13 protein-coding genes are annotated in these 19,999 nt (G+C 59.4%); 10 read left to right on the top strand and 3 right to left on the bottom strand.

The genetic code is table 11. The features are described 5' to 3' along the window. The first annotated feature begins 184 nt into the window (after nucleotides 1–184). From U1R88_RS34400 to U1R88_RS34365, 7 genes are all read left to right on the top strand, one after another. Nucleotides 185–7,726 carry a hypothetical protein gene (locus tag U1R88_RS34400; protein WP_425545529.1) on the top strand — a complete coding sequence of 2,514 codons (7,542 nt, stop codon included), beginning with the start codon at nucleotides 185–187 and terminating at the stop codon, nucleotides 7,724–7,726. 80 nt (nucleotides 7,727–7,806) lie between these two features. Further along, entirely contained in the window at nucleotides 7,807–8,205 is a 399-nt protein-coding gene (locus U1R88_RS34395) for a hypothetical protein (protein WP_322435372.1), read from the top strand. Nucleotides 8,206–8,216: 11 nt separating this feature from the next. Next, nucleotides 8,217–8,624, top strand: coding sequence for a hypothetical protein (locus tag U1R88_RS34390; RefSeq protein ID WP_322435371.1), 408 nt, complete (start codon nucleotides 8,217–8,219; stop codon nucleotides 8,622–8,624). 45 nt (nucleotides 8,625–8,669) lie between these two features. Continuing rightward, a complete protein-coding gene (locus U1R88_RS34385; RefSeq protein ID WP_322435369.1) occupies nucleotides 8,670–10,838 on the top strand; it encodes a type I secretion system permease/ATPase in 2,169 nt (722 codons plus the stop codon). Beyond that, entirely contained in the window at nucleotides 10,835–12,301 is a 1,467-nt protein-coding gene (locus U1R88_RS34380) for an HlyD family type I secretion periplasmic adaptor subunit (RefSeq protein ID WP_322435367.1), read from the top strand. The genes U1R88_RS34385 and U1R88_RS34380 overlap by 4 nt, the downstream gene beginning before the upstream one ends. A 904-nt stretch (nucleotides 12,302–13,205) precedes the next feature. Further along, complete coding sequence (locus U1R88_RS34370) at nucleotides 13,206–13,919, top strand: hypothetical protein (RefSeq protein WP_322435366.1); 714 nt, start codon at nucleotides 13,206–13,208, stop codon at nucleotides 13,917–13,919. Nucleotides 13,920–14,245: 326 nt separating this feature from the next. Further along, a complete protein-coding gene (locus U1R88_RS34365; RefSeq protein ID WP_322435365.1) occupies nucleotides 14,246–14,578 on the top strand; it encodes a hypothetical protein in 333 nt (110 codons plus the stop codon). Between the two features lie 30 nt (nucleotides 14,579–14,608). On the opposite strand, the gene U1R88_RS34360 is transcribed toward U1R88_RS34365, so the two are convergent. Together U1R88_RS34360 and traA are read right to left on the bottom strand one after the other, a co-directional pair. Then, nucleotides 14,609–14,821: a helix-turn-helix transcriptional regulator gene (locus U1R88_RS34360; protein ID WP_322435364.1), complete on the bottom strand. Its 213-nt coding sequence runs from the start codon at nucleotides 14,819–14,821 to the stop codon at nucleotides 14,609–14,611. Between the two features lie 128 nt (nucleotides 14,822–14,949). Then, on the bottom strand, nucleotides 14,950–18,009 hold the full coding sequence (traA, locus tag U1R88_RS34355) for a Ti-type conjugative transfer relaxase TraA (RefSeq protein WP_322435362.1): 3,060 nt from the start codon (nucleotides 18,007–18,009) through the stop codon (nucleotides 14,950–14,952). A gap of 180 nt (nucleotides 18,010–18,189) precedes the next feature. Between traA and U1R88_RS34350 the strand changes: the two genes are divergently transcribed. The 3 genes from U1R88_RS34350 to U1R88_RS34340 all read left to right on the top strand — a co-directional run bounded on the left by U1R88_RS34350 (nucleotide 18,190) and on the right by U1R88_RS34340 (nucleotide 19,672). Further along, the gene (locus U1R88_RS34350) at nucleotides 18,190–18,516 is read left to right on the top strand and encodes a conjugal transfer protein TraD (protein WP_322435361.1); all 327 of its coding nucleotides are present in this window, start codon (nucleotides 18,190–18,192) and stop codon (nucleotides 18,514–18,516) included. Nucleotide 18,517: 1 nt separating this feature from the next. Beyond that, entirely contained in the window at nucleotides 18,518–18,886 is a 369-nt protein-coding gene (locus U1R88_RS34345; protein WP_322435360.1) for a conjugal transfer protein TraD, read from the top strand. A gap of 72 nt (nucleotides 18,887–18,958) precedes the next feature. Further along, nucleotides 18,959–19,672 (top strand): DNA helicase, encoded by a 714-nt coding sequence (locus U1R88_RS34340; RefSeq protein ID WP_322435359.1) that lies wholly within the window; start codon nucleotides 18,959–18,961, stop codon nucleotides 19,670–19,672. Here the strand turns inward: U1R88_RS34340 and U1R88_RS34335 are convergent. Next, on the bottom strand, nucleotides 19,657–19,999 hold a 343-nt coding region (locus U1R88_RS34335; RefSeq protein ID WP_322435358.1), incomplete at its 5' end, for a hypothetical protein. The genes U1R88_RS34340 and U1R88_RS34335 overlap by 16 nt on opposite strands.

Here is a 19,999-nt window from a genome sequence, read left to right as displayed (position 1 = left end):
TCGTCTGGCGCGCCGATCCGGATACCATCATCGCCGCCAGAAACCGTGGGTTCCAAACGTTGGAGTCAATCCACTAGATACGGCTGGGTTTGCTGCGGCAGGAGCTTATGATGGCGCCTCTTATAACCCGTATGAAGGCCAAGGCTTCCTCCAAGGAACTGTTGCGGCGACGGCTGGTTTGGCGGTGGGGGCGGGCGTCACTTACACAGTCAAAGGGGCAGTCAATTTAGGCCTTGATCCTGAATTAGGGCCCGCCGGAGTCGCCGTTGCCCAGATCGCGGGCAGCCTGACCGGAAATGCGGCCGCATATATGGTGGCATATGAAGTTGCAGTTTATACTGGATCAGATATAGATAAAAAAATTGAACTTACAAAATGGAACGCTGAATTTCTTGCGGCCTCTGAAGTTCTAGGTGTTGCCACTGCAATAACTCTAGTCGGTGCCCCCCCGGGATCTGGCAAGGCACTGAGGGAGATATGGCACCTGACGGAATGCTTCCCCGCAAACACACCAATCCGCCTCCCAGACGGTTCGGACAGGAAAATAAGCGACATTCGTCCCGGCGACGAAGTTCTTTCGTTTGAAACTGACTACCTCGGAAATTACACGCTAAAGCCGGCCCGGGTATTAAGGATATTCAGAAACACCACGGAGGAATGGCTCGAACTTTCATGCGGGCTTTTTGTCACAAAAGGCCATCGATTCTTAAACGAATTCAAGCAATTTGAGACTATTGAATCTATAGTGAAGAGAAGCGGATTTATCGTTAATGACAGCGGCTTACTGGAGAAAGTATCGGCGCGCAGTATAAAATATTCCAGTGGAAACAGCTACCTTTTCGAAGAAGCCGATGAATATGAATATCATGTGACAGGAAATTTGGCTGTAGTCCATCAACCTCGTAAGAGTTGGCGAACTTATAATTTCGAAGTGGAATATTCTCATACATATATTGCAGGCGGATATAGCGTTCATAATGATTCGACCCCTCTAGGTGATATCGCAGCGGGAGTTATTAACGGTGTAGAGAGCATTGCCGAAGGAGCTGCTGCAGCGGTTAGGAACCTTATTGGTGGTGTGGAGTATGGCGCTGAAGATTTGGCTCATGGCAACGTTATAGGAGCTGCTCAAGACACCCTAGGGGGTGTCCTTGGTGCTGGTTTGGCAATTATCGGCGGTATAGTTGCTGCTGGCGTTAACATAGCCGAGGGGGTGGTCGATGGCATTAGGAGCGCGCTTGGCTTAGGCCCATTCGAGGTCTCTAATGTTGTTCGTATTGTAAATCCAAATTCTGATGGAAAGGATCACCAAGGCGTCCCGAGCACCGGTTATACTGATAATACTGGCTACGTTCACGCTACTCCTGAGCAGGCGCTCGCTGCCAACCAGGCAGCCTCTTTCAATCCCTGGCTTTCTCCTGACCGAAACACTGGCTTGGACCGGTTCAATCCCGCTGGTTCCAACCCAGCTGCGACGGATGGCGGTGGCTTGGCTCACGCTTTGGGTTTGTCAGGACCTGATGATTCGTCGGGGAGCTCGTTTGGAGGCGGCTACGACAGCGGTTACGGTGGCGGTTACGACGATGGTGGCGACGATGGTGGCGATGATGGTGGCGACGGTGGCGATGGTGGCGATAATCCCGTCATACTCAACCTCGACGGCAAGGGCCTTAAGCTGTCGTCGATTTCCTCATCAACCCAATTCGTCAATCTGAACGGCGACGGCTATCAGCATCGTACCGCTTGGGCTGGCGCCGGCAATGGCGTTCTGGTGATTGATCTCGACGGTGACGGCAAGATCAGCCAAAAGAACGAGTATGTCTTCACAGCTTGGGATCCGACGGCAAGTTCCGACCTGCAAGCCCTGAAGGACGTCTTCGACACCAACCACGACGGCAAGCTCGATGCTGGCGACGCGGACTGGTCAAAGTTCAAGGTGATGGTCAATGGCCAGTTGGTGACGCTCGCTTCGCTTGGCATCACCTCGATCGACCTGACACCGACAGGCAGCGGTCAAACCTTCAACGACGGTTCGACCATCACAGGCACAACGACCTATACCAAATCCGATGGCAGCACAGGACAGGTCGGAGACGCCTCCCTTGCCACCGATGCCAATGGCTATGTGATCCATCAGAGCCAGACCAACAATGCCGATGGATCCGTCACCACCGACATTTTCGGCTACAACGCCGATGGCTCGGAAGCCTTCGAGAACGTGGTGACGGCGAGTGCGAACGGCGCGAACATAACCACCAAATATGATGACAATGGCGACGGCGTCTTCGACAGGTCTCAAACAGACAACACAGTCGTCAATGGCGATGGTTCCTCCACCGAGACGATCAGCGATTTCAATGCCGACGGCTCCTTGAAGGATCGTACCGCCGCGACGACCAGCGCCGATACCAAGACCGTGACAACACAAGTCGACCAAAACGGTGACGGCATCTGGGACCAGTCTCAGGTCTTCGCCACCAATGCTGATCATTCGACCTCGACCACCACCAGGAACCTGGCTGCCAATGGATCGGTGATCAACCAAATCCAGGTGACCACCAGCATCGATGGCCTGACCAAGACAACGAAGACCGACCATACCGGCTCGGGCACTTTCGATCAGGTCAAGACCGATGTGACTGTCGTCAATGGTGACGGCAGTCGCACCGAAACCGTCACCGATACTGGCGGCAACGGCACGGTTCTTGACAAGACCATCACCACGATCAGTGCGGATCGCGCCACCTCCACTATCCAGGAGGATCATACCGGCAATGGTACGTTCGACACGGTGGAGACGACTTCGAGGAGCGTGACCTCGGACGGCACGATCTCCACCTGGATCGTCGACGACAATGCCGATAGCTCAGAGCGAACCATCCATGTCATCAACATCAGCGCCGATGGGCTGACGAAGACCGAGTATTTCGATTGGAACAGCGATGGTCCGGCCGATGAGATCCGCTTCGATGGCACGGTCATCGGCAGCGATGGCTCGCGAACGGAGACGGTCTGGGACAAGAGCGGCAATGGCGCGCTCATCAGCCAGACGGTGACGGCGACCAGCGCTGACAAGAAGACGATCACGATCACGACCGACGCAAACGGGGACGGTGCCACCGACCAGACGACATCGATCGTGACGGGCTCGGATGGCACCACCACCAAGACGGTCTCGAACTTCGCCCCCGGCGGCTCCCTCATCAACCGCACCTTGACCACCACTTCGGCCACCGGCCTGTCAAAGACGAGCAAGACGGACGTCAATGGCGACGGCACCTATGACGCTGTCACCACGGACGTTATCGTCAAGAACGCGGATGGCTCCAGCACCGAGACTGTCACGGACACCAGCGCCAACGGCACACTGATCGACAAATCGATCATCAGTACCGCTTCCAATGGCCTGACGCAGACCAGGCAGCAGGATCTCGACGGCAACGGCACCATCGACCGGACCACGACGGATGCCATCGTGCTCAATGCCGACGGCAGCCGCACCGAAACCCTGTCGGTGATCAGCAATTCGGGAGCGCTGCTGTCCAAAACAGTGACTGTTGACAGCGCCAACCGACTCACCTCGACGATCAACATCGATAGCAATGGCGATGGCCATGTCGATCAAACGCAGGTCATCACCACCAACACTGATGGCTCGACGACCAAGCTGGTCTCCAATTTCGCGGCCAATGGTGCCTTGGTCGATAAAACACTGACGACAGTGAGCGCCAATGACCTCAGCACGACGATCCAAAGCGACGTCACGGGCGATGGGGTCTATGACGGCTCGACCAGTGATGTCATCGTTTTAAATACGGACGGTTCGAAGACCGAGACCAAGGCGAACTATAGCGGCAACGGCACCTTGTTGAGCAAGCAGGTGGCCACCACCAGCGGCAACGGCTTGTCGGTCACCACGCAGATCGACGTCAATGGCGACGGCACCTTCGATGCCAAGACCACCGACGTCACCGTGATCAACGCCAACGGTTCTCGGACGGAGACGGTCTCGAACGACAACGGTGCCGGCACAACGCTTCTCAACCGGACCGTCACGACCGTTTCGGGGAACGGCCTATCAAAAACCACCACCAGTGATATCAATGGCGATGGCACGGTCGACCAGACCGTAAGTGACGTCACCACGCTCAATGCCGACGGTTCGAGCCAGCGAACGGTCAACACCACGAATGCCAGCGGCACTGTGGTGAGCCAGGTCGTCACCAATACCAGTGCGGCCGGCGATCATGTCGAAAGCTGGACCATTCCATACGTCGGCAGCGACACGCGCACGCATGAATACAAATCCATCAAGGCGGACGGCAGTATCCAGGACGATGTGTGGACCTACACCGCCGATGGCTCGACGGTCCTCTCTGACGTGACGACGATTACCAGTGCCAATGGACTGTCGAAGACTGTGATCACCAGCCTGGCCGGTGTTGTTGATTCCGAGCAGACCTCGGTCACGACGGTCAATGCTGATGGCTCCAGGACGACGACCGTCTCGGACTATGCGGGCACCTCCACGCTGAAGAACAAGACCGTCACCACCACCAGTGCCAATGGCCTCACCGTCACAACGCAGATGGACGACAATGGCGACGGCACCTTCGAGCGTACCAATACCAGCGTGAAGACGCTGAATGCCGATGGCTCGGTCACAACCGTGGTGTCCGACACCAATGCCAACAACTCCCTGCACGACAAGGTGACGACCACGGTTAGCGCCGATCAGTTGACGACGACGGTGACCAAGGACATCAATGGCGACGCCACGGTCGATCAGACCGTCATTGCTCACGTCAATGCCGACGCTTCGATACTGACCTCTTCCATGGACGGTACGGTCAAGTCGGCGTCGGGGCGCAGCTATGGCGGCACCAATGGCCGCTACGAGACCGACAGCGCCAACGGCCTGTCCAAGACGATCCAATATGACGCCAATGGCGATGGCCTAGCCGAAAGTCAGATAACCGACGTGATGGTCATCAATGCTGATGGCTCAAAGGTGGAGACGATCACCGACGCTACGCTTTCGGGCGGGGTCGCGACCTCGGCCTCCCCGACCTATACCATCACCACCAAGGACAAGGCTGCCATTACCACCAGCGCCGACGGCCTGACGGTGACCAAGCAATATGACCTGACAGGCTCCGGCAGCTTCGGCGCTGTTGAAACCTATCAGACGGTGCTGAATGTGGACGGTTCCAAGACCGTCTCGGTCACCGAGACCAAGGCCGGCGCACAGACCGCCCATTATGTTGCGACGACCAGCGGCAATGGTTTGAGTATTTCCAAGCAATGGTATTTCGGTGCGGCGACCAGCGCGAGCCAGACACAGACGGACGTCACCACGATCAATGCCGATGGTTCGAGTACTGAGATCATCACCAACCTCAAGGCCGACGGCTCTCTGCTCTCGAAGACTGTGAAGACCACGAGCGCGGATGGCAGGACCGTCACTTTGCAGCAGGATCCCAACGGTACAGGCGCCTTTACCCAGAGCAGCACCACGACGACCATGACGGCGGTCGATGCGCCCTTCACCACCGCGGTCAAGGACTTCAATGCCGATGGCAGCTTGAAGGACAAGATTACCAAGCAAACAAGTACCGATGGGCTGACGACAACCACCAGCCGGGACGCCAACGGAGACGGCATCGTCGACCAGACCGAAGTCATAACCAAGTCGGTCGATGGCACCTCGACCGACACCATCGCTGATTTCTCCTCAGCCGGTACCAAGATCGACCAGATGACGGCGACGACGAGTTGGGATGGCCTGACCACCAATGTGAGCTGGGATCTCAATGCGGATGGTGTCAACGATCACACCCGCGCCGACACCAAGGTCTATAACGCGGATGGCTCCTATAGCGAGACCATCAAGGATTATCGCACCAGTACCAAGACCAGCACAGGATGGGGCGCGGCCGTCACGCCCGTCCTAGTAAAATCCACAACCATAGCAGTAAGTGCTGATGGCAAGACGCGAACCACAACCATCGATGTTGATGGCAATGGCTCCGTCGATCAGACGACCACATCGGTCATGGCTATCGACGGGTCGGTGGCCACCACGACGACCAACAACGCCTCAGCAAAGGCGGTTGCGCCTTTGCCTGGACAGGTCTTGTGGAACTCGGCGATCGCCACATCCAACAAGACGGTTGCCTCTAAGGTGACCACGGCGGTCAGCGCGGATGGCCTCTCCAAGACCGTGCAGGCCGACTATGATGGCAACGGTACCTATGAGCATACCGAGATCTGGCAAACTGAGATCGACGACTCGCAGGTCGGCACGATCCAGGACGTCAATTCGAGCGGCGCGGTCCTAGCCAAAGGCACCGAGACCATCAGCGCGGATGGCATGACAACGACCCTAAGCGAAGACTCGGACAATAACGGCACGATTGATCATGTTGATGCGGCCGTTACACATGCTGACGGATCGATCACGGAAACGATCACCGATAACAACGCCGACGGCTCCCTCAAGCAGACCGTAGTGAAGAATGTCAGTGCCGACGGTCAGGCAACGGCCGTAGTCACCACCACGATGCCGACGACCAGTGGAGGAGCCACAACCTCCACAGCGGTGATCAATGGCAGCTACATAACGGGCGTCGTCAGCGGATCGAACGATACGGCCACCATTACCGGCAACAACAATCATCTGTCCCTTGCCAATGGCACGAGCACCGCATCCATCACTGGCACGGGCAATGTGCTGGATATCGGGTCGAGCGTTGTTTTGAGCGTATCCGGCGGAACCGGAGATGTCGTCAATGTCAATGGAACGGGCAATACGTTGACGGCCAATTCCGTTGCCATCAACGTCGCATCGGGCGCTTCAGTCACCGTCAACGGCTCCAGCAATCCGATAGCCGTTACCGGTAATGGCAGCGTCACTGCGTCTGGATCGAATGTCATTACGACCACCGGAAGTGGAGCGATCGTTAATATAACCGGCGCTGTGACGGCAACCCAAACCGAGAATATTTCTAATGGGACAGTCACGCTCGCTGCTGGGGTCCAACTGAGTTTGAACGGCTCTAACGATACGATTATTGCAAATGGCGGCGTCGTAAGCAGTACCGGAAGTTCAAATGTAATAAATGTTCTGACCGGCTCTGAGACCATCAGTGCCATGGGGTCTACTGTGAATGTGTCTAGCGGTACGACAACTGTGATGCAGCGCCCCACAGGAAATCCTGTGACAAACGATGTTGTAAATATGACAGGTGGGGCAACTGTCCTGCTCTATGATAATTTCACTCAAACTGTGAATGACACCATAAAAGGGGTTACCGTAAACGTAGGTGGCGCAAACAACACGGTAAGGTTGGCGGTTTCGCAAACAATTAATCTGCAGGATGGAGCGTCGGCCAGCATTGTTGGAACCTCGTCGGGAAGTGTCTCTGGTCAGAATAATACGATCAATTTCGGCAAGAATACCTCACTGACCACAACCGATAGCAACGATACCTTCGTATTCAAGCCTAATTTCGGACATGACACGATCACAGGGTACAAAGCCTCCGGGACCGGTGCAGACCTGGTCAACATCGATCATAACGTCTTTGCTGACTGGGCAACCTTGCTCTCACACACCACGCAGTCGGGTGCGGACATCATCATCACCGCTGATGCCAACGACTCGATCACTTTGAAAAACACCACGGTGGCAAGCCTGCAACAGAGCAACTTCCACTTCACATGATCTGGCCGCGGGTGATTCATGCCCGCAGCCTCCCGATTTCCTTGGTCCCCTGGTTCACCTCCATTTTTCAGGACGTATTCATGCGCCCCTTCACTAGCGCAACCTTAGCTCTTCTTGGCCTCAGCGCGTTGGCAGTGCCGGCCCTGGCCGGGCAAAAATGCCACGGTCACCTATCTCGAGTTTCCGCCTGCGACGGCTGCAGCGTGACAGCCAATTGGACGGTTACCCGCATACAGCGAGGCCCCGACGACAATCATTTTTGTACTGCCAATTGGCGTAGCCTTGGTGGTCATGCGCAGTTCAGCCTGATTCAGCCACCGCGCTTGGGCACGGTCAAATTCAAGGATTACCGCGTCGAATATCGAGGCGAGAAACTTGGGCATGACAGCATGGTGGTTAGGCATGGCTGGCTCAGCCGAGCCAACAAGCCCATGACCGCGACTGTCACCTACGACATCAACGTCGTCGACACCTTGTAAAGTGCGCGCAGATGTCTGGCGAACTCGATCTAGGCTCCGCGTTCTTCAAGGATGAGGTTTCCTCGCAGGCATCCAGGCCTCTATCTTCATCTCAGCCCTTCTCAGATTGGTCGAACGCAGGCCTCGTAGCGCGGGGCACCTGGCTTGCCAGCCAGGCAGACCCCTTCGTCTATGAACCCACCCGCGGAGGGGGTGGCAATTCGTCCTGGTTCGGCCCTTCCTGGGGACAATCGATCCCGGCACGCGGCTCGGAAGCCCTGCACAATTTCTTCGACGGCTGGATCAACACGCTGGCCTCCTGGACCCAGTCAGGCTCGGCCACGATCGGTCCGCATCACGATCCTTACCAGGGCGGGTTCCTGGCTTCCGGCAGTGGTAGTGAGCCCACCCATGGTGGCTGGGGTTCATCTTCCCGATAGGCACGCCGGCCCACGGCGCTTTCCGTTGTTTTCCTCCGAGTCTTCATGGACCAATCCACCAACTCCGCCGCCCCACCCGAGCCGCTCGATTCCGGCTTGAGGGCCCTGTGCGGTATCGCCGCCTTCTTCCGCATCGCCGCCGATCCCAAGCATCTGGCCGGGGAACTGGCCCTGTCCGGCCGCATGGCCGGCGAGCGCGACCTGGTGCGCGCCGCGGCGATGATCGGCCTCAAGGCCCGTATCGTCGGCCGGCTCACGCCCAAGCGCCTGGAGACCATCCCGGTGCCGGCGATCGTGCGGGTGGCCGACGGCTCCTTCCAGGTCTTCGGCGGCAAGAATCCCAGCGGCAAATTCCGCCTGGTCGATCCCATCAGCCGCATCGATCGCGAACTATCTTTGGAAGCTGTGCTCGCGGAGATCGGCGGCCAAGTCGTTCTGATCGGCCGGCGCCTGCGCGGGGCGGGCTCAGATCCACGCTCCTTCGGCCTGGGCTGGTTCCTGCCCTCGCTCTGGCGCTACCGCAAGCCGCTCGCCCATGTCCTGCTGGCCTCGCTCTTCGTGCAGATCTTCGCTTTGGTGACGCCGCTGTTCTTCCAGGTCGTGGTCGACAAGGTCCTCTCCCACAAGGGCTATTCGACCCTGTTCGTGCTGGTCGCAGGCATCGCCATCATCGGCCTGTTCGACGTGGTGCTGCAATATCTGCGCAGCTACGCCTTGTCTCACACCACCAATCGCATCGACGTCGAGCTCGGCCAAAAACTGTTCGGCCATCTCCTGCGCCTGCCACTGGGGTACTTCGAGACCCGCTCGGCCGGCCAGACGGTGGCCCGGGTGCGGGAACTCGAGACCATTCGCAACTTCCTCACCGGCCAAGGGCTGTTCTCGGCCATCGACCTCGTCTTCACCATCGTCTTCATCGCCGTGCTTTGGGCTTATTCGTGGAAGCTCACCCTCATCGTCATCGGCTCGATCCCACTCTACATCCTGATTGCCGTGGCGGTGCGTCCTTCCCTGCGCAAGATGATCGAGGAGAAGTTCAACCGCGGCGCCATCTCCCAGCAATTCCTGGTCGAGGCGGTGGTCGGCATCCAGACGGTCAAGGCCGGAGCGGTCGAGCCGGTAATGCACGCCCAATGGTCCGAGCGGCTGGCCGCCTATGTCCGGACCTCCTTCGACGCCACCATGCTGGCGGCCGGCGGCCAGAACGCCATCCAATATGTCTCCAAGTTCTCCACCGCCCTCTTGCTGCTGTTCGGGGCCAAGGCGGTGATCGATGGCGAACTCTCGGTCGGGGCTCTCGTCGCCTTCAACATGATCGCCGGCCAGGTGACGCAGCCGGTGCTGCGTCTGTCCCAGATCTGGCAGGACTTCCAGCAGGTCAAGATCTCCATGGATCGGCTCGGCGACATCCTCAACACTCCGACAGAGCGCTCGCCCCAGACCAGCCTGGTGCTGCCGCCGCCGCGCGGCCTGATCGAACTGAGGAACGTTACCTTCCGCTACCGGCCCGGCTCACCCGAAGTGTTGAAGTCCGTCTCGCTGGCCGTCCAGCCTGGCGAGGTCATCGGCATCGTCGGCGCCTCGGGCTCGGGCAAGTCGACCCTGACCAAGCTGGTCCAGCGCCTCTACACCCCGGAGGAGGGGCAGGTGCTGCTCGATGGCGCCGATCTCTCCCAGGTCGATCCGGCCTGGCTGCGCAGCCAGATCGGCGTGGTGCTGCAGGAGAACCTGCTGTTCAACCGCTCCATCCACGACAACATCGCCTTCGCCAATCCGGCCTTGCCGCGCGCCAATGTCATCGCCATTGCAAGGCTTGCCGGGGCCGATGAGTTCATCGCCAAGCTGCCGGCCGGCTACGACACCATCATCGAGGAACGCGGCGCCAATCTCTCCGGCGGCCAGCGCCAGCGTATCGCCATTGCAAGGGCCCTTGCCACCAATCCGCCGATCCTGATCTTCGACGAGGCGACCTCGGCGCTCGACTATGAGAGCGAGCGGGTGATCCAGACCAATATGCGCCAGATCGTCCAGGGGCGCACCGTCATCATCATCGCCCATCGCCTCGCCGCCGTCAGGCCCTGCAATCGCATCGTCGGCATGGCGGACGGCCGCATCGTCGAGATCGGCAGCCATGCCGAGCTGCTGGCAAAACCGGACGGCGTCTATGCCCGGCTGTGGGCCCTGCAGAACGACCGGATGGAGGCTGCCGAATGAACGCGCAGTCTCCGCCACCCAATGCCGGTCAGCCTATCCCGAGGCCGCCCAAGCGCCTCAAGCCACGCCGCTCGGACCAGGAGTTCCTGGCGCCAGCCCTGGAGATCCTGGAGACGCCGCCATCGCCGGTGCGCATGGCCCTGATCGTGATCATCTGCGCCTTCGTGGTGGTTTCGCTGGTGTGGTCCTACTTCGGCCGCATCGACATCATCGCCGCGGCGCAGGGCAAGTTCGAACCAACCGGCAAGGTCAAGATCATCCAGCCGCTGGAGGCGGGTAAGGTGAAGGCTCTGCCACCCATAGACGGAGCCCATGTCAAACAGGGCGAGGTGGTTCTCGAACTCGATGCCACCGAGGAACTGGCGGATGAGGCAGGGTTTCGGCGCGACCTTGCCTCCTATGAAGCGGAGGCCCGGCGTCGGCGTGTTGCCATTGACATGGCACGAGCTCGCAAGCTGACACCGCCTCCCACCATCCAATGGGGCGAGAGCGTGCCCGACGTGCTGCGCCGGCGCGAGCAGAACATCCTCGCCGGCGATCTCAGCCAGCTTGCCTCGGGTATCTCATCCCTGGACGCCCAGCGGCAGGAAAAGTTGGTCATGCGCGATCGCTATGCGCAGACGATCGAGACCCAGCAATCCTTGATCGCGACACTGCAGGACCGCGTCACCATGCGCTCAACGGCCGCCGCAAAGCAGGCTGATACGAAGGCGAGCGTGATCGATGCCACAGAAACCTTGAAGTATCAGGTCACGCAGCTCGCCATCCAGCAGGGCCAGCTTGCCGATGCAGAGGCAGGCGCCGCGGTGCTCGAGCGTGAGATCGACAAGACGGTGGAAGCTTTTATCTCTGACAACAGCGAAAAGCTCGGTGAAGCCGAGCGTCAGATCGATGATCTCACCCAAAAACTCGCCAAGGCAACGGCCGAGCGTGAGCGAAAAATCATTCTCGCGCCAATTTCCGGTACGGTGCAGGCTTCGGTGATCACCAATGTCGGCCAGGTCGTCACTGTGGGGCAGGAAGTCATGCGCATCGTGCCCGATGACTCCAAGCTTCAGTTGCAGGTCTATGTCCTCAACACCGATATCGGCTTCGTCAGGCCGGGGCAGGAAGCGGTGGTGAAGATCCAATCCTTCCCCTTCACTCGCTACGGTACCATCAATGCCAAAGTGATGAATGTTGCCACCGACGCCATCCCCGAGCCCGACGCCGCGCAGCTCGAAGGCAATCCCGCCGCGCAGATCGCCAAGTCCACCTTCGCCGGCGCCGAGCGTACGCAGAACCTTGTGTTCCCCGTTACGCTCACCCCCGACCGCGAGGTGATGGACGCCGATGGCCATCGCGTCACGCTGACCCCCGGCATGGCCGCCACCGTCGAGATCAAAACCGATAGCCGCAGGATCCTCGAATATGTCTTCTCACCCATCGTCGAGGTCGCAAGCGAGGCCCTAAAGGAGAGATGAGGACTTTCATTCTCACCTCAAGGACTAATTCTGGACGATCCCGCCGCTCGATCTCCGGCTCTCTCGACGGCCATGGATCCCTGCAGCTTGATCAAACGATGGAAGTGCCAAGCGAGATCAAGGATTAAACACGCCGATCCGCAGCACCCACCACCATATTTCGTGTGGCCAGGATCGTCGGTAGCTGACTGTCAGGATCGATGATCCAGCGGTTGGTATTAGATTCACGCCAGCCCTTGCATTGGGGCGGGAGGGTGTCCAGCGCGAGCTAATCAGCCTTCATATACAACGCGCCTTGGTGAAAGGGGCTTAGCATCGCGTGTGGCGATCAGGTGATCCTTTCCTACCAGCGACTGAACGATGCAATCGACAGCGCCTTTCCAATCCTTGGCATATGCCGCTGACAGCGAGCACGTCAGATTTCGAGCGCGAGCGGTCACAGCTCACAATCGTTAAGCAAGGCGGTTGCAACCTAAAGGCATCGAAAGTTCCAAAAACATCCGGTAGGCTAATCATCCAGTCGACGCAGGCTTCTTCAAACGTACGCCAACACCCCCGCCATTCTCAGGGATGAACTCGATACCAGCATCCTCCAGGGTCTGGCGTAGCAGATCTATCGTCTGTGGTTTCAGCTGATTACCTCGTTCGAAACGGGCAACTGTGTCAGGCGAGACACCGGCATTGCGCGCCAGATCCCTTGTTCCCCAATTCAGCGCGATACGCGCCATTCTGCATTGAATCACATTCATTTCGTAACAAAGATACGATTTCAGTTGCCCAGGAGATCCGACGGAATTATCGTATCGATGATACGATTCTGGAGAGTAGTTTAACGCGGCTGCTGACGATGTTGCGACCATCCCCAGCAGCCTGACCACAACCCAAGCTGTAAGGAGCTCGGATCATGGCTGATTCCGACCATAGCACGAGTTTGTCTTTCGTCACCCGGCGGCGCCTTCTGATGGGCACGGCGGTAGCCGCACTGGCCTGGCCATTTCAGAGCGAAGCGCAGGCCGGAGAAACGCTAGCTGAACGCAATGCCCCCGATCCAGCGCTGCTGGCGTGGCAGCAATGGAAAACAGTAGCGCTCAGAACCGAAGCGCTCTGCCACAAGCAGCAGCGGCTCGAGACGAAGCTTGTACGAGAAATCGGCTTCCCTCGGACCACACTTCGCCTGCCGGGAAGCAGCGAGGCGCTGGAATTCTTCTCGCCAGAAGACATCGAGGCCATTTGTGGCTCAGCCCCTGAGATGGCTGACCTGTGCGCGAAGGCCAAGGGGGAACTGGCCGAACACCAGGCGCGCTGGGACGTGATCGATGAGCAGATCGGCTACTCGGCTACCAAGCAGGCGGAGGTAGAAGCCGGCGAGTGCGAACAAGAGCTTGTCGAGGCTTTGACCACCACGCCAGCCACCTCGCTCGCCGGCGTCGCGGGCAAGCTCGATATGATCTTCCACGAGGGCACGATCTGGGAGGACGACACCGAGTTTCCCCAGCCGCAGATCCGCTCGGCGCTCCGTGATCTGATCCGTATCGCTGCGGCCAGGGAGCCGAATGTCGTCATGCCCGGGAGCGACAGGGAGGCTTCGCGCGCTCGCCGTGCTGTTCCTGAAGCATAGTCTGCCGGAGCGCCATTCGCCTTCACCCGAACTCACCGCACTCGCCTTTGGGCGGCCACGAGACTGGATCTGTGATTCAACGACTAATCTCGGACCCATGCCGGCCCGCTCCCGATCCTCCTCCGGACCTTGGAGCGGGCGCCTGCGGTTTCCTGCAGTTGATAGGAGGGGCGAGACAGGCCAGAAACCTCCGTGGAGTACATGGGAAGCCCTGCGTTTCGGCCATCGAGTAATGGCGCACCGCGGCAATCGAGACAGGACTTGAGTCTCGTCAATCGCTCATCCAGATTGTCGAGCGAAAATGCTCCCGACCTGTCGAGATCCGTATGAACATCTGGCTCTTCGCTGCGGGCTTTTGCCTCATGTTTGTCTGCGGCATCATCCTCAAGATCAGCGTGATCGGCACGATCGCCCGCGGTCTCCAAAAGTTGCTCGCCGGTACTCTGTTCGGCTGGTTTCTGCGCAAGACGCGAATGGGTCACCCAGCCACTCGGAAGGCCGCAAGCCTGTTCGGTTATGATGTTTCAGGGGCGGAAGGCAGCGCTGAGCATTTGAACAACCTACGGATCAAGCCCCGCGACAAAATCATCGGCTACACCAGCCTGGTGGGTGCCGCCGGCGGCTTCGTCCTGTGTTGCTATGCCATCCTGGGCTATTGAGGTGGGATCCAACAACGCATTGATCTACCGTCAGAACCCATTGAACTCGCCTTTCGGGCGCCATCCGACAGGATTGGTTGTCCAGCGATTGATCTCGGATTCATGCCACCCTGCCCCGTTGATGCTGATCTTGATCTGGGGCGGGAACGTGCCCTCCGCGATCTTGCGGTAGATCGTGGACCGGGAGAGCCCGGTTCGGGAGAGGACGGTTCTGAGGCGGATGATACGCTCCGGTTCACGCATAGCTGGCCTGCCTCTGCTGGCTGTTCCTGATCTTTGCCGGGACCAGACAGAGCAGGAAACTATCGTTGCGCAAGAAGTGTTTAGCCGGCGTAGCGCCGTGGCGTGGAAACGACGGCAAACAGGACGGGTTACAATCCGATGCCACGGCCCCTGCCGAGACCATGGCTGAGGGTGAGTTGCTCGCTGATGCTCATCCCTCTCTCAAAATCCATGCTGATGCCGAGTTCCCGCTTGCGGCCCTGGAGCAGGGATTCCATCTGCGCGTCGCGTTCGAGACTCATCGCCATGTTGCCCATCTCCTTTTGTGCGGCCTGGTAGCCGGAGTAATCGCCCGCCGCATATCGGCGCTCACTGGCCCGGTCGAGCTTCTTCCAGTTCTCCACGAAACGGTCGGCGCGCTGGGCAAGGTTGTCCCGTTCCAGGCGCAGTTCGGTTTCGAGCGTGATGGCGCGGATCATGCGATTGAGCCTTCTGCCGTCCGCCGCCTCACTGATCAGCGACGGGTCCTTGACATAGACGGCTTCGGCATCGCGCCAGCCATGGGGACGGATTTCCTCAAAGGCCTTGCGCGCATCGCTGAGGTCTCGCCTCAATTCCGGGGTGGGGTGTATCTTGCCATCCGCGTCGCCCGTGTTGAACATCGCCTCGAAGGCACGGGCATGGCGTACCAGCGCCCGCGATCTCGCCCGACGCAATGCTGCTTCCGGATCTTCCGCCGCCTTGCGTTCCGGTGCATCGGTCTCGAGTCGAACGATCTGCGCCTCGTTCCGCTCCTTTTCCCTTTCCGGCTGCACAGCCTTCCCACCGCGCGCGTCCTCTGTGGGTGAGCGCAAACTGTCGATAAGACCATCGATCCGATCGCGCAGTTTTTCGGGCACGACCTTGCGCACGATTTCGACAACACGCTCGCGGAAGCTGATGCCGCGCCGCTCGGCATACTCCTGCGCCGGATCTCGTTGCTCGTAATCAGACGCCATGTCCTTGGATCGATCGCGCGACAGGGTTCGGACCAACCGATCCCGATCGGCGAAGTCGTCGCGGCCGTAATGCAGTTCCATGCCATCACGGTGGCGCGACAAGGCAACATAGCTGCCATGGGCATCCAGGCCTGGTGTTGCCAGTACATGGGTGTGGTCCACCGTCATGCCCTGGGCCTTGTGGATGGTCGCCGCATAGCCATGGTCGATGCGGTCATAGTCCTTGAGGTCGAAGGCAACGGATCGGCCGTCACCGGTACGCACCGAAATGGATTGTGGGCTCACCTCGACGATGGTGCCGAGCGTGCCGTTCTTCACCCCCAGGCTGCGCTCATTGCGCAGAAACATGATGCGGTCGCCGCTGGCAAAACTGCGCTCGCCGCGCTCGACGGTCACCCGCACATCGTCGCTGAGATCGCCGGCAGCTCGAAGCCGCTCGCGGGCCGCCTCGTTGAGGGAACGCACCTCGACATTGGTGTGGGTGAGAATGATGCGGCTGGCATCGGGCGAGGCATGCCGCTCGCGGTCCCAGCGCTCGATCAGATTCTCGCGTGCCTGCTCCCGCGTCGAAGCGGCATGCACCCTATCATGGGCGCTATAGGCGTGGATGGCTCCGCCGATCCAGCCATTCGCCAGATCACGCGTGGCGCCTCGCTGCCAGTCTTCCCGCTGGCGGCGCACTTCGCCGATCTCCGCGCCGCCATGACGGTCGTGGATCGAGCGAAACGCCGCCCCCGCCTCAATGGCTTGCAACTGCTGGGGATCGCCGACCAGCACCACCTTGGCCCCGGCCTCGGCCGCATGGGAAAGCACGCGTTCCAGTTGCCGCGTCCCCACCATGCCGGCCTCGTCGATCACCAGGACATCGCGTGACGTGAGCATGTCCCGGCCCTGTCCCCAGCCATGTTCCATGCTGGCAATGGTACGCGAAGCAATGCCTGATCCGCTCTCAAGGTTTTCGGCTGCGATGCCGGACAGCGCAACGCCGCGGACTTCATAACCCGCTGCTGCCCAGGCCTGTCGCGCCACACCCAGCATGGCGCTCTTGCCGGTGCCGGCATAGCCAACCACAAGGGAAAGATCGCGCCCATCGGTGATATGCGCCAGGGCATCGACCTGCTCGCCGGACAGCACAAGGCCGCGCTGTTCCGCACGCGCTAGCGCCACCTCTCTGTCGGCATCATTAACCGCATGGCGCTCCCGCTCGGCCATCCGCTCGGCGGCGCGGTGCAGGCGCTGTTCGGCTTCGATCATGACGCGGGTGGTGAAGCGATCCTCGCCTCTCCCATCCTGGCCGAGCTCCACGAGATCCGGGGCACCGCGCATGGCGCCCATCACCTCACTGAATTGATCGAGACCATCGCTGTGGCGATGCGCGAACATCGCCATGTCGCGCTGCGTGAAGGTCGACTGCTGATGGGTGATCGCGTCCAATGCAAGATTGGGATCAACAATGATCCGTTCGCCATTGCCGCGGGCGATCTCGCGGTGCATCTCCGCCCGATCGGCCTCTATCCCAGGATCCTCGATGCCTCGATCCTCAACGCCTTCGCGCTCGATGCGCTGCGCGGGCGCACCAATCTGGCTTTGCGGCTCCAGCGCGATGCCCTGGGCTTCCAGGCTGCGATGGTCGATGCGGGCATCGATGTCGAGTTCAGCCAGGCGCTCATTGGCAAATTCGGCCCAACGCTCGCGCCAATGCTCCACCATTTCCGTGCGGTTCCACTCCCGCACCTTCTGGCCGAAGCCAATCTCATCGCCATTCACTTCCACTGAGCGCATGGTCAGCATGACATGGGCATGGGGCTTGAGCATGCCGTCTTCGCCGACATCCCAATGCACATTGAGATCGGCGACCATGCCGCGATCGACGAATTCGGCCTGCACGAAGTCACGGGCAAGTTCGATGCCCTGCGCCTGGCTCAGTTCGCGCGGCAAGGCGAACTCGGCCTCGCGGGCAAGCTGGGCATCCTTGCGGATCTCGAAGGCCTCAACGTCGTTCCAAAGGCGCTCGCGATCACGCCACGCGGCGGGCGCGTGTTCCGGCAGCATGACCTCGGAATGGACGACGCCGCGCTTGGCCGAGAAGTCGTGGCTGCGGTCAAGGCGCTCGTCGCGCAAGCGCGAGGCCGAGCGATAGGCGGCGGAGGCCACCGCGCTGGAGCCGGCCTTGCGGCCGATGACCTTGACGTGAAGATGATAGATCGCCATCGCGATCCGGAGATGGCACAGTCGAGCGTACGTCGGAACGACGTATAAGCGCGCCCTCCCTCGAAAAAATCTCGGGAGCGACTATCCGGTCCCAGCCAGTCTCGGTGACCCTGCAGCCTTTCGACAGAGGCTCAACTATCCTCTCTCCATCGACGGCTTACACAACGATTGGAGACGACATTGCGCAAACCACGAAACTTCGATGCCGAACTGAAAGCCCTCGAAGACAAGGCACGAGAGCTCAAGACCCGCAAAGTACAGCAACTCGGCGAACTGGTGATCGCCACCGGCGCCGACGCCCTCAGCGCCGAGGAATTGGCAGGCGCGTTGATCCTGCTGACCGAGACCAAGGACGCCGGCAGGAGGGAGGCATGGGCCAGGCGCGGTGCGACGTTTTTCCAGGGGCGAACACGCCGACCTGCTCCGACAACTGACCGCGACACGAGCAGCGCTTCAGCACAACCGGATCGATCGCAACCGGCATCAAGCAGCACGGGCTCGGCATGACATGCGGACATGGCAGGTCGAGCGCCGAAGGCGCACGCGACACCTGATTGAACTCGGCGGCCTCATCGTCAAGGCCGGCATCGTCGAGCTGACCGCTGATGATCGTGTCGTGATCTACGGCGCCCTGCTCTGGATGGCCGACAAGCTCAAAAGCGAGCAAGGTCAACAGGCCCGCATGCTTTGGACAAAAAAGGGGAAAGAGGCATTTGCGGCGAGACAGAAGGAGGAAACACTCATTACCGCCCAAGAGCACCATGATCGGTTGCGTCGTCCTTGTTACGGCCACCGTTCTAAGGCTATAAATCATTGCATAGGCTTGGCCCGCGCCTCCTCCCTCCTATCGGGAAGTATCGTTCATACGGGGTATTGAGATCATCGAGCCATCTGTTCGAGCGCCGCATAAGGAGGGGTTGCGTTTCCTGCTCGGAATGGAGGTTCTTTGATGAAGCTGTCCGCTCCAATCTATCAACTGAAGCGTCGAGCGAAATTGCTGGCTCGGGATGAACAAATTCCCCTGCACGCGGCGTTGGATCGCATGGCACGCGACGAAGGTTTTGCAAGGTGGAGCCTGCTTTCCGCTCGAGTTGCAACGCGTGCGGCGGCAAATGACATGCTGTCGCAGCTTTCCGACGGTGATCTGCTCTTGCTCGGCGCGCGGCCCGGACACGGAAAAACCTTGCTAGGGGTACAGCTCCTGCTCGATGCAATCCGGGACGGAAGGAGAGGCGTCTTCTTCACCCTCGAATACACTGAGCAACAAATCCGAGCGCGCATTCGAACACTGGGTGGCGAAACGTCAGGCCTTGATGACGCGCTGGAAATCGTGACCTCTGACGAGATTTGCGCAGACTATATCATCCGCCATCTTGCCGATGCCTCCCGTGGGACAGTCGCCGTTATCGACTATCTGCAAATCCTCGATCAGCGGCGAAACAAACCCGAGCTTTCGGAGCAAATAATTGCCCTTCAAAAATTCGCTCAAAAGGCCGGCATTATTCTCGCCTTCATCTCCCAGATTGATCGTTCATACGATTCTGAGACAAAGCCTCTGCCCGATATGCAGGACCTACGCTTGCCCAACAAGGTCGATGTGGGTCTCTTTTCAAAAACCTGCTTCCTGCATGGCGGCAAAGCGCAGTTTCAAGTGATTGCCTGATATTCAGAGCGGCTGGCGTACACGGCTTCGTGCGCCAGCACGTTGCGTCTTATCACGGAATTCCCCAAGCCAACCTCCTGAAGCAGCTCCAGCTCGTCAGCGGGGAGGTGGTAAGCACCTGCGTCAAACACGGGCTTTATGGCGGCCTCACACTCGGCGAGCGCCTTTTGAAGCGTTGCGTGGAGGGGGGCACGACGGTCTTCAGTCATGGGCATTGTAGGCAATCTGTCATTTCTCGAAATAAATGCGGCTAGGCCTCGTGGACAAAGCTTGACGGCAAGGCTCGGGATTGATTCAAGGCTGCTTTTTGGAGGCAGTTTTGGGCGA

The sequence above is a fragment of the Labrys sedimenti genome, from assembly GCF_034424805.1.
GTDB classification, from domain to species: Bacteria; Pseudomonadota; Alphaproteobacteria; order Rhizobiales; family Labraceae; genus Labrys; species Labrys sedimenti.
The sequence above is the reverse complement of the archived record's forward strand: the minus strand, read 5'-3'. Positions and strand labels throughout refer to the sequence as shown.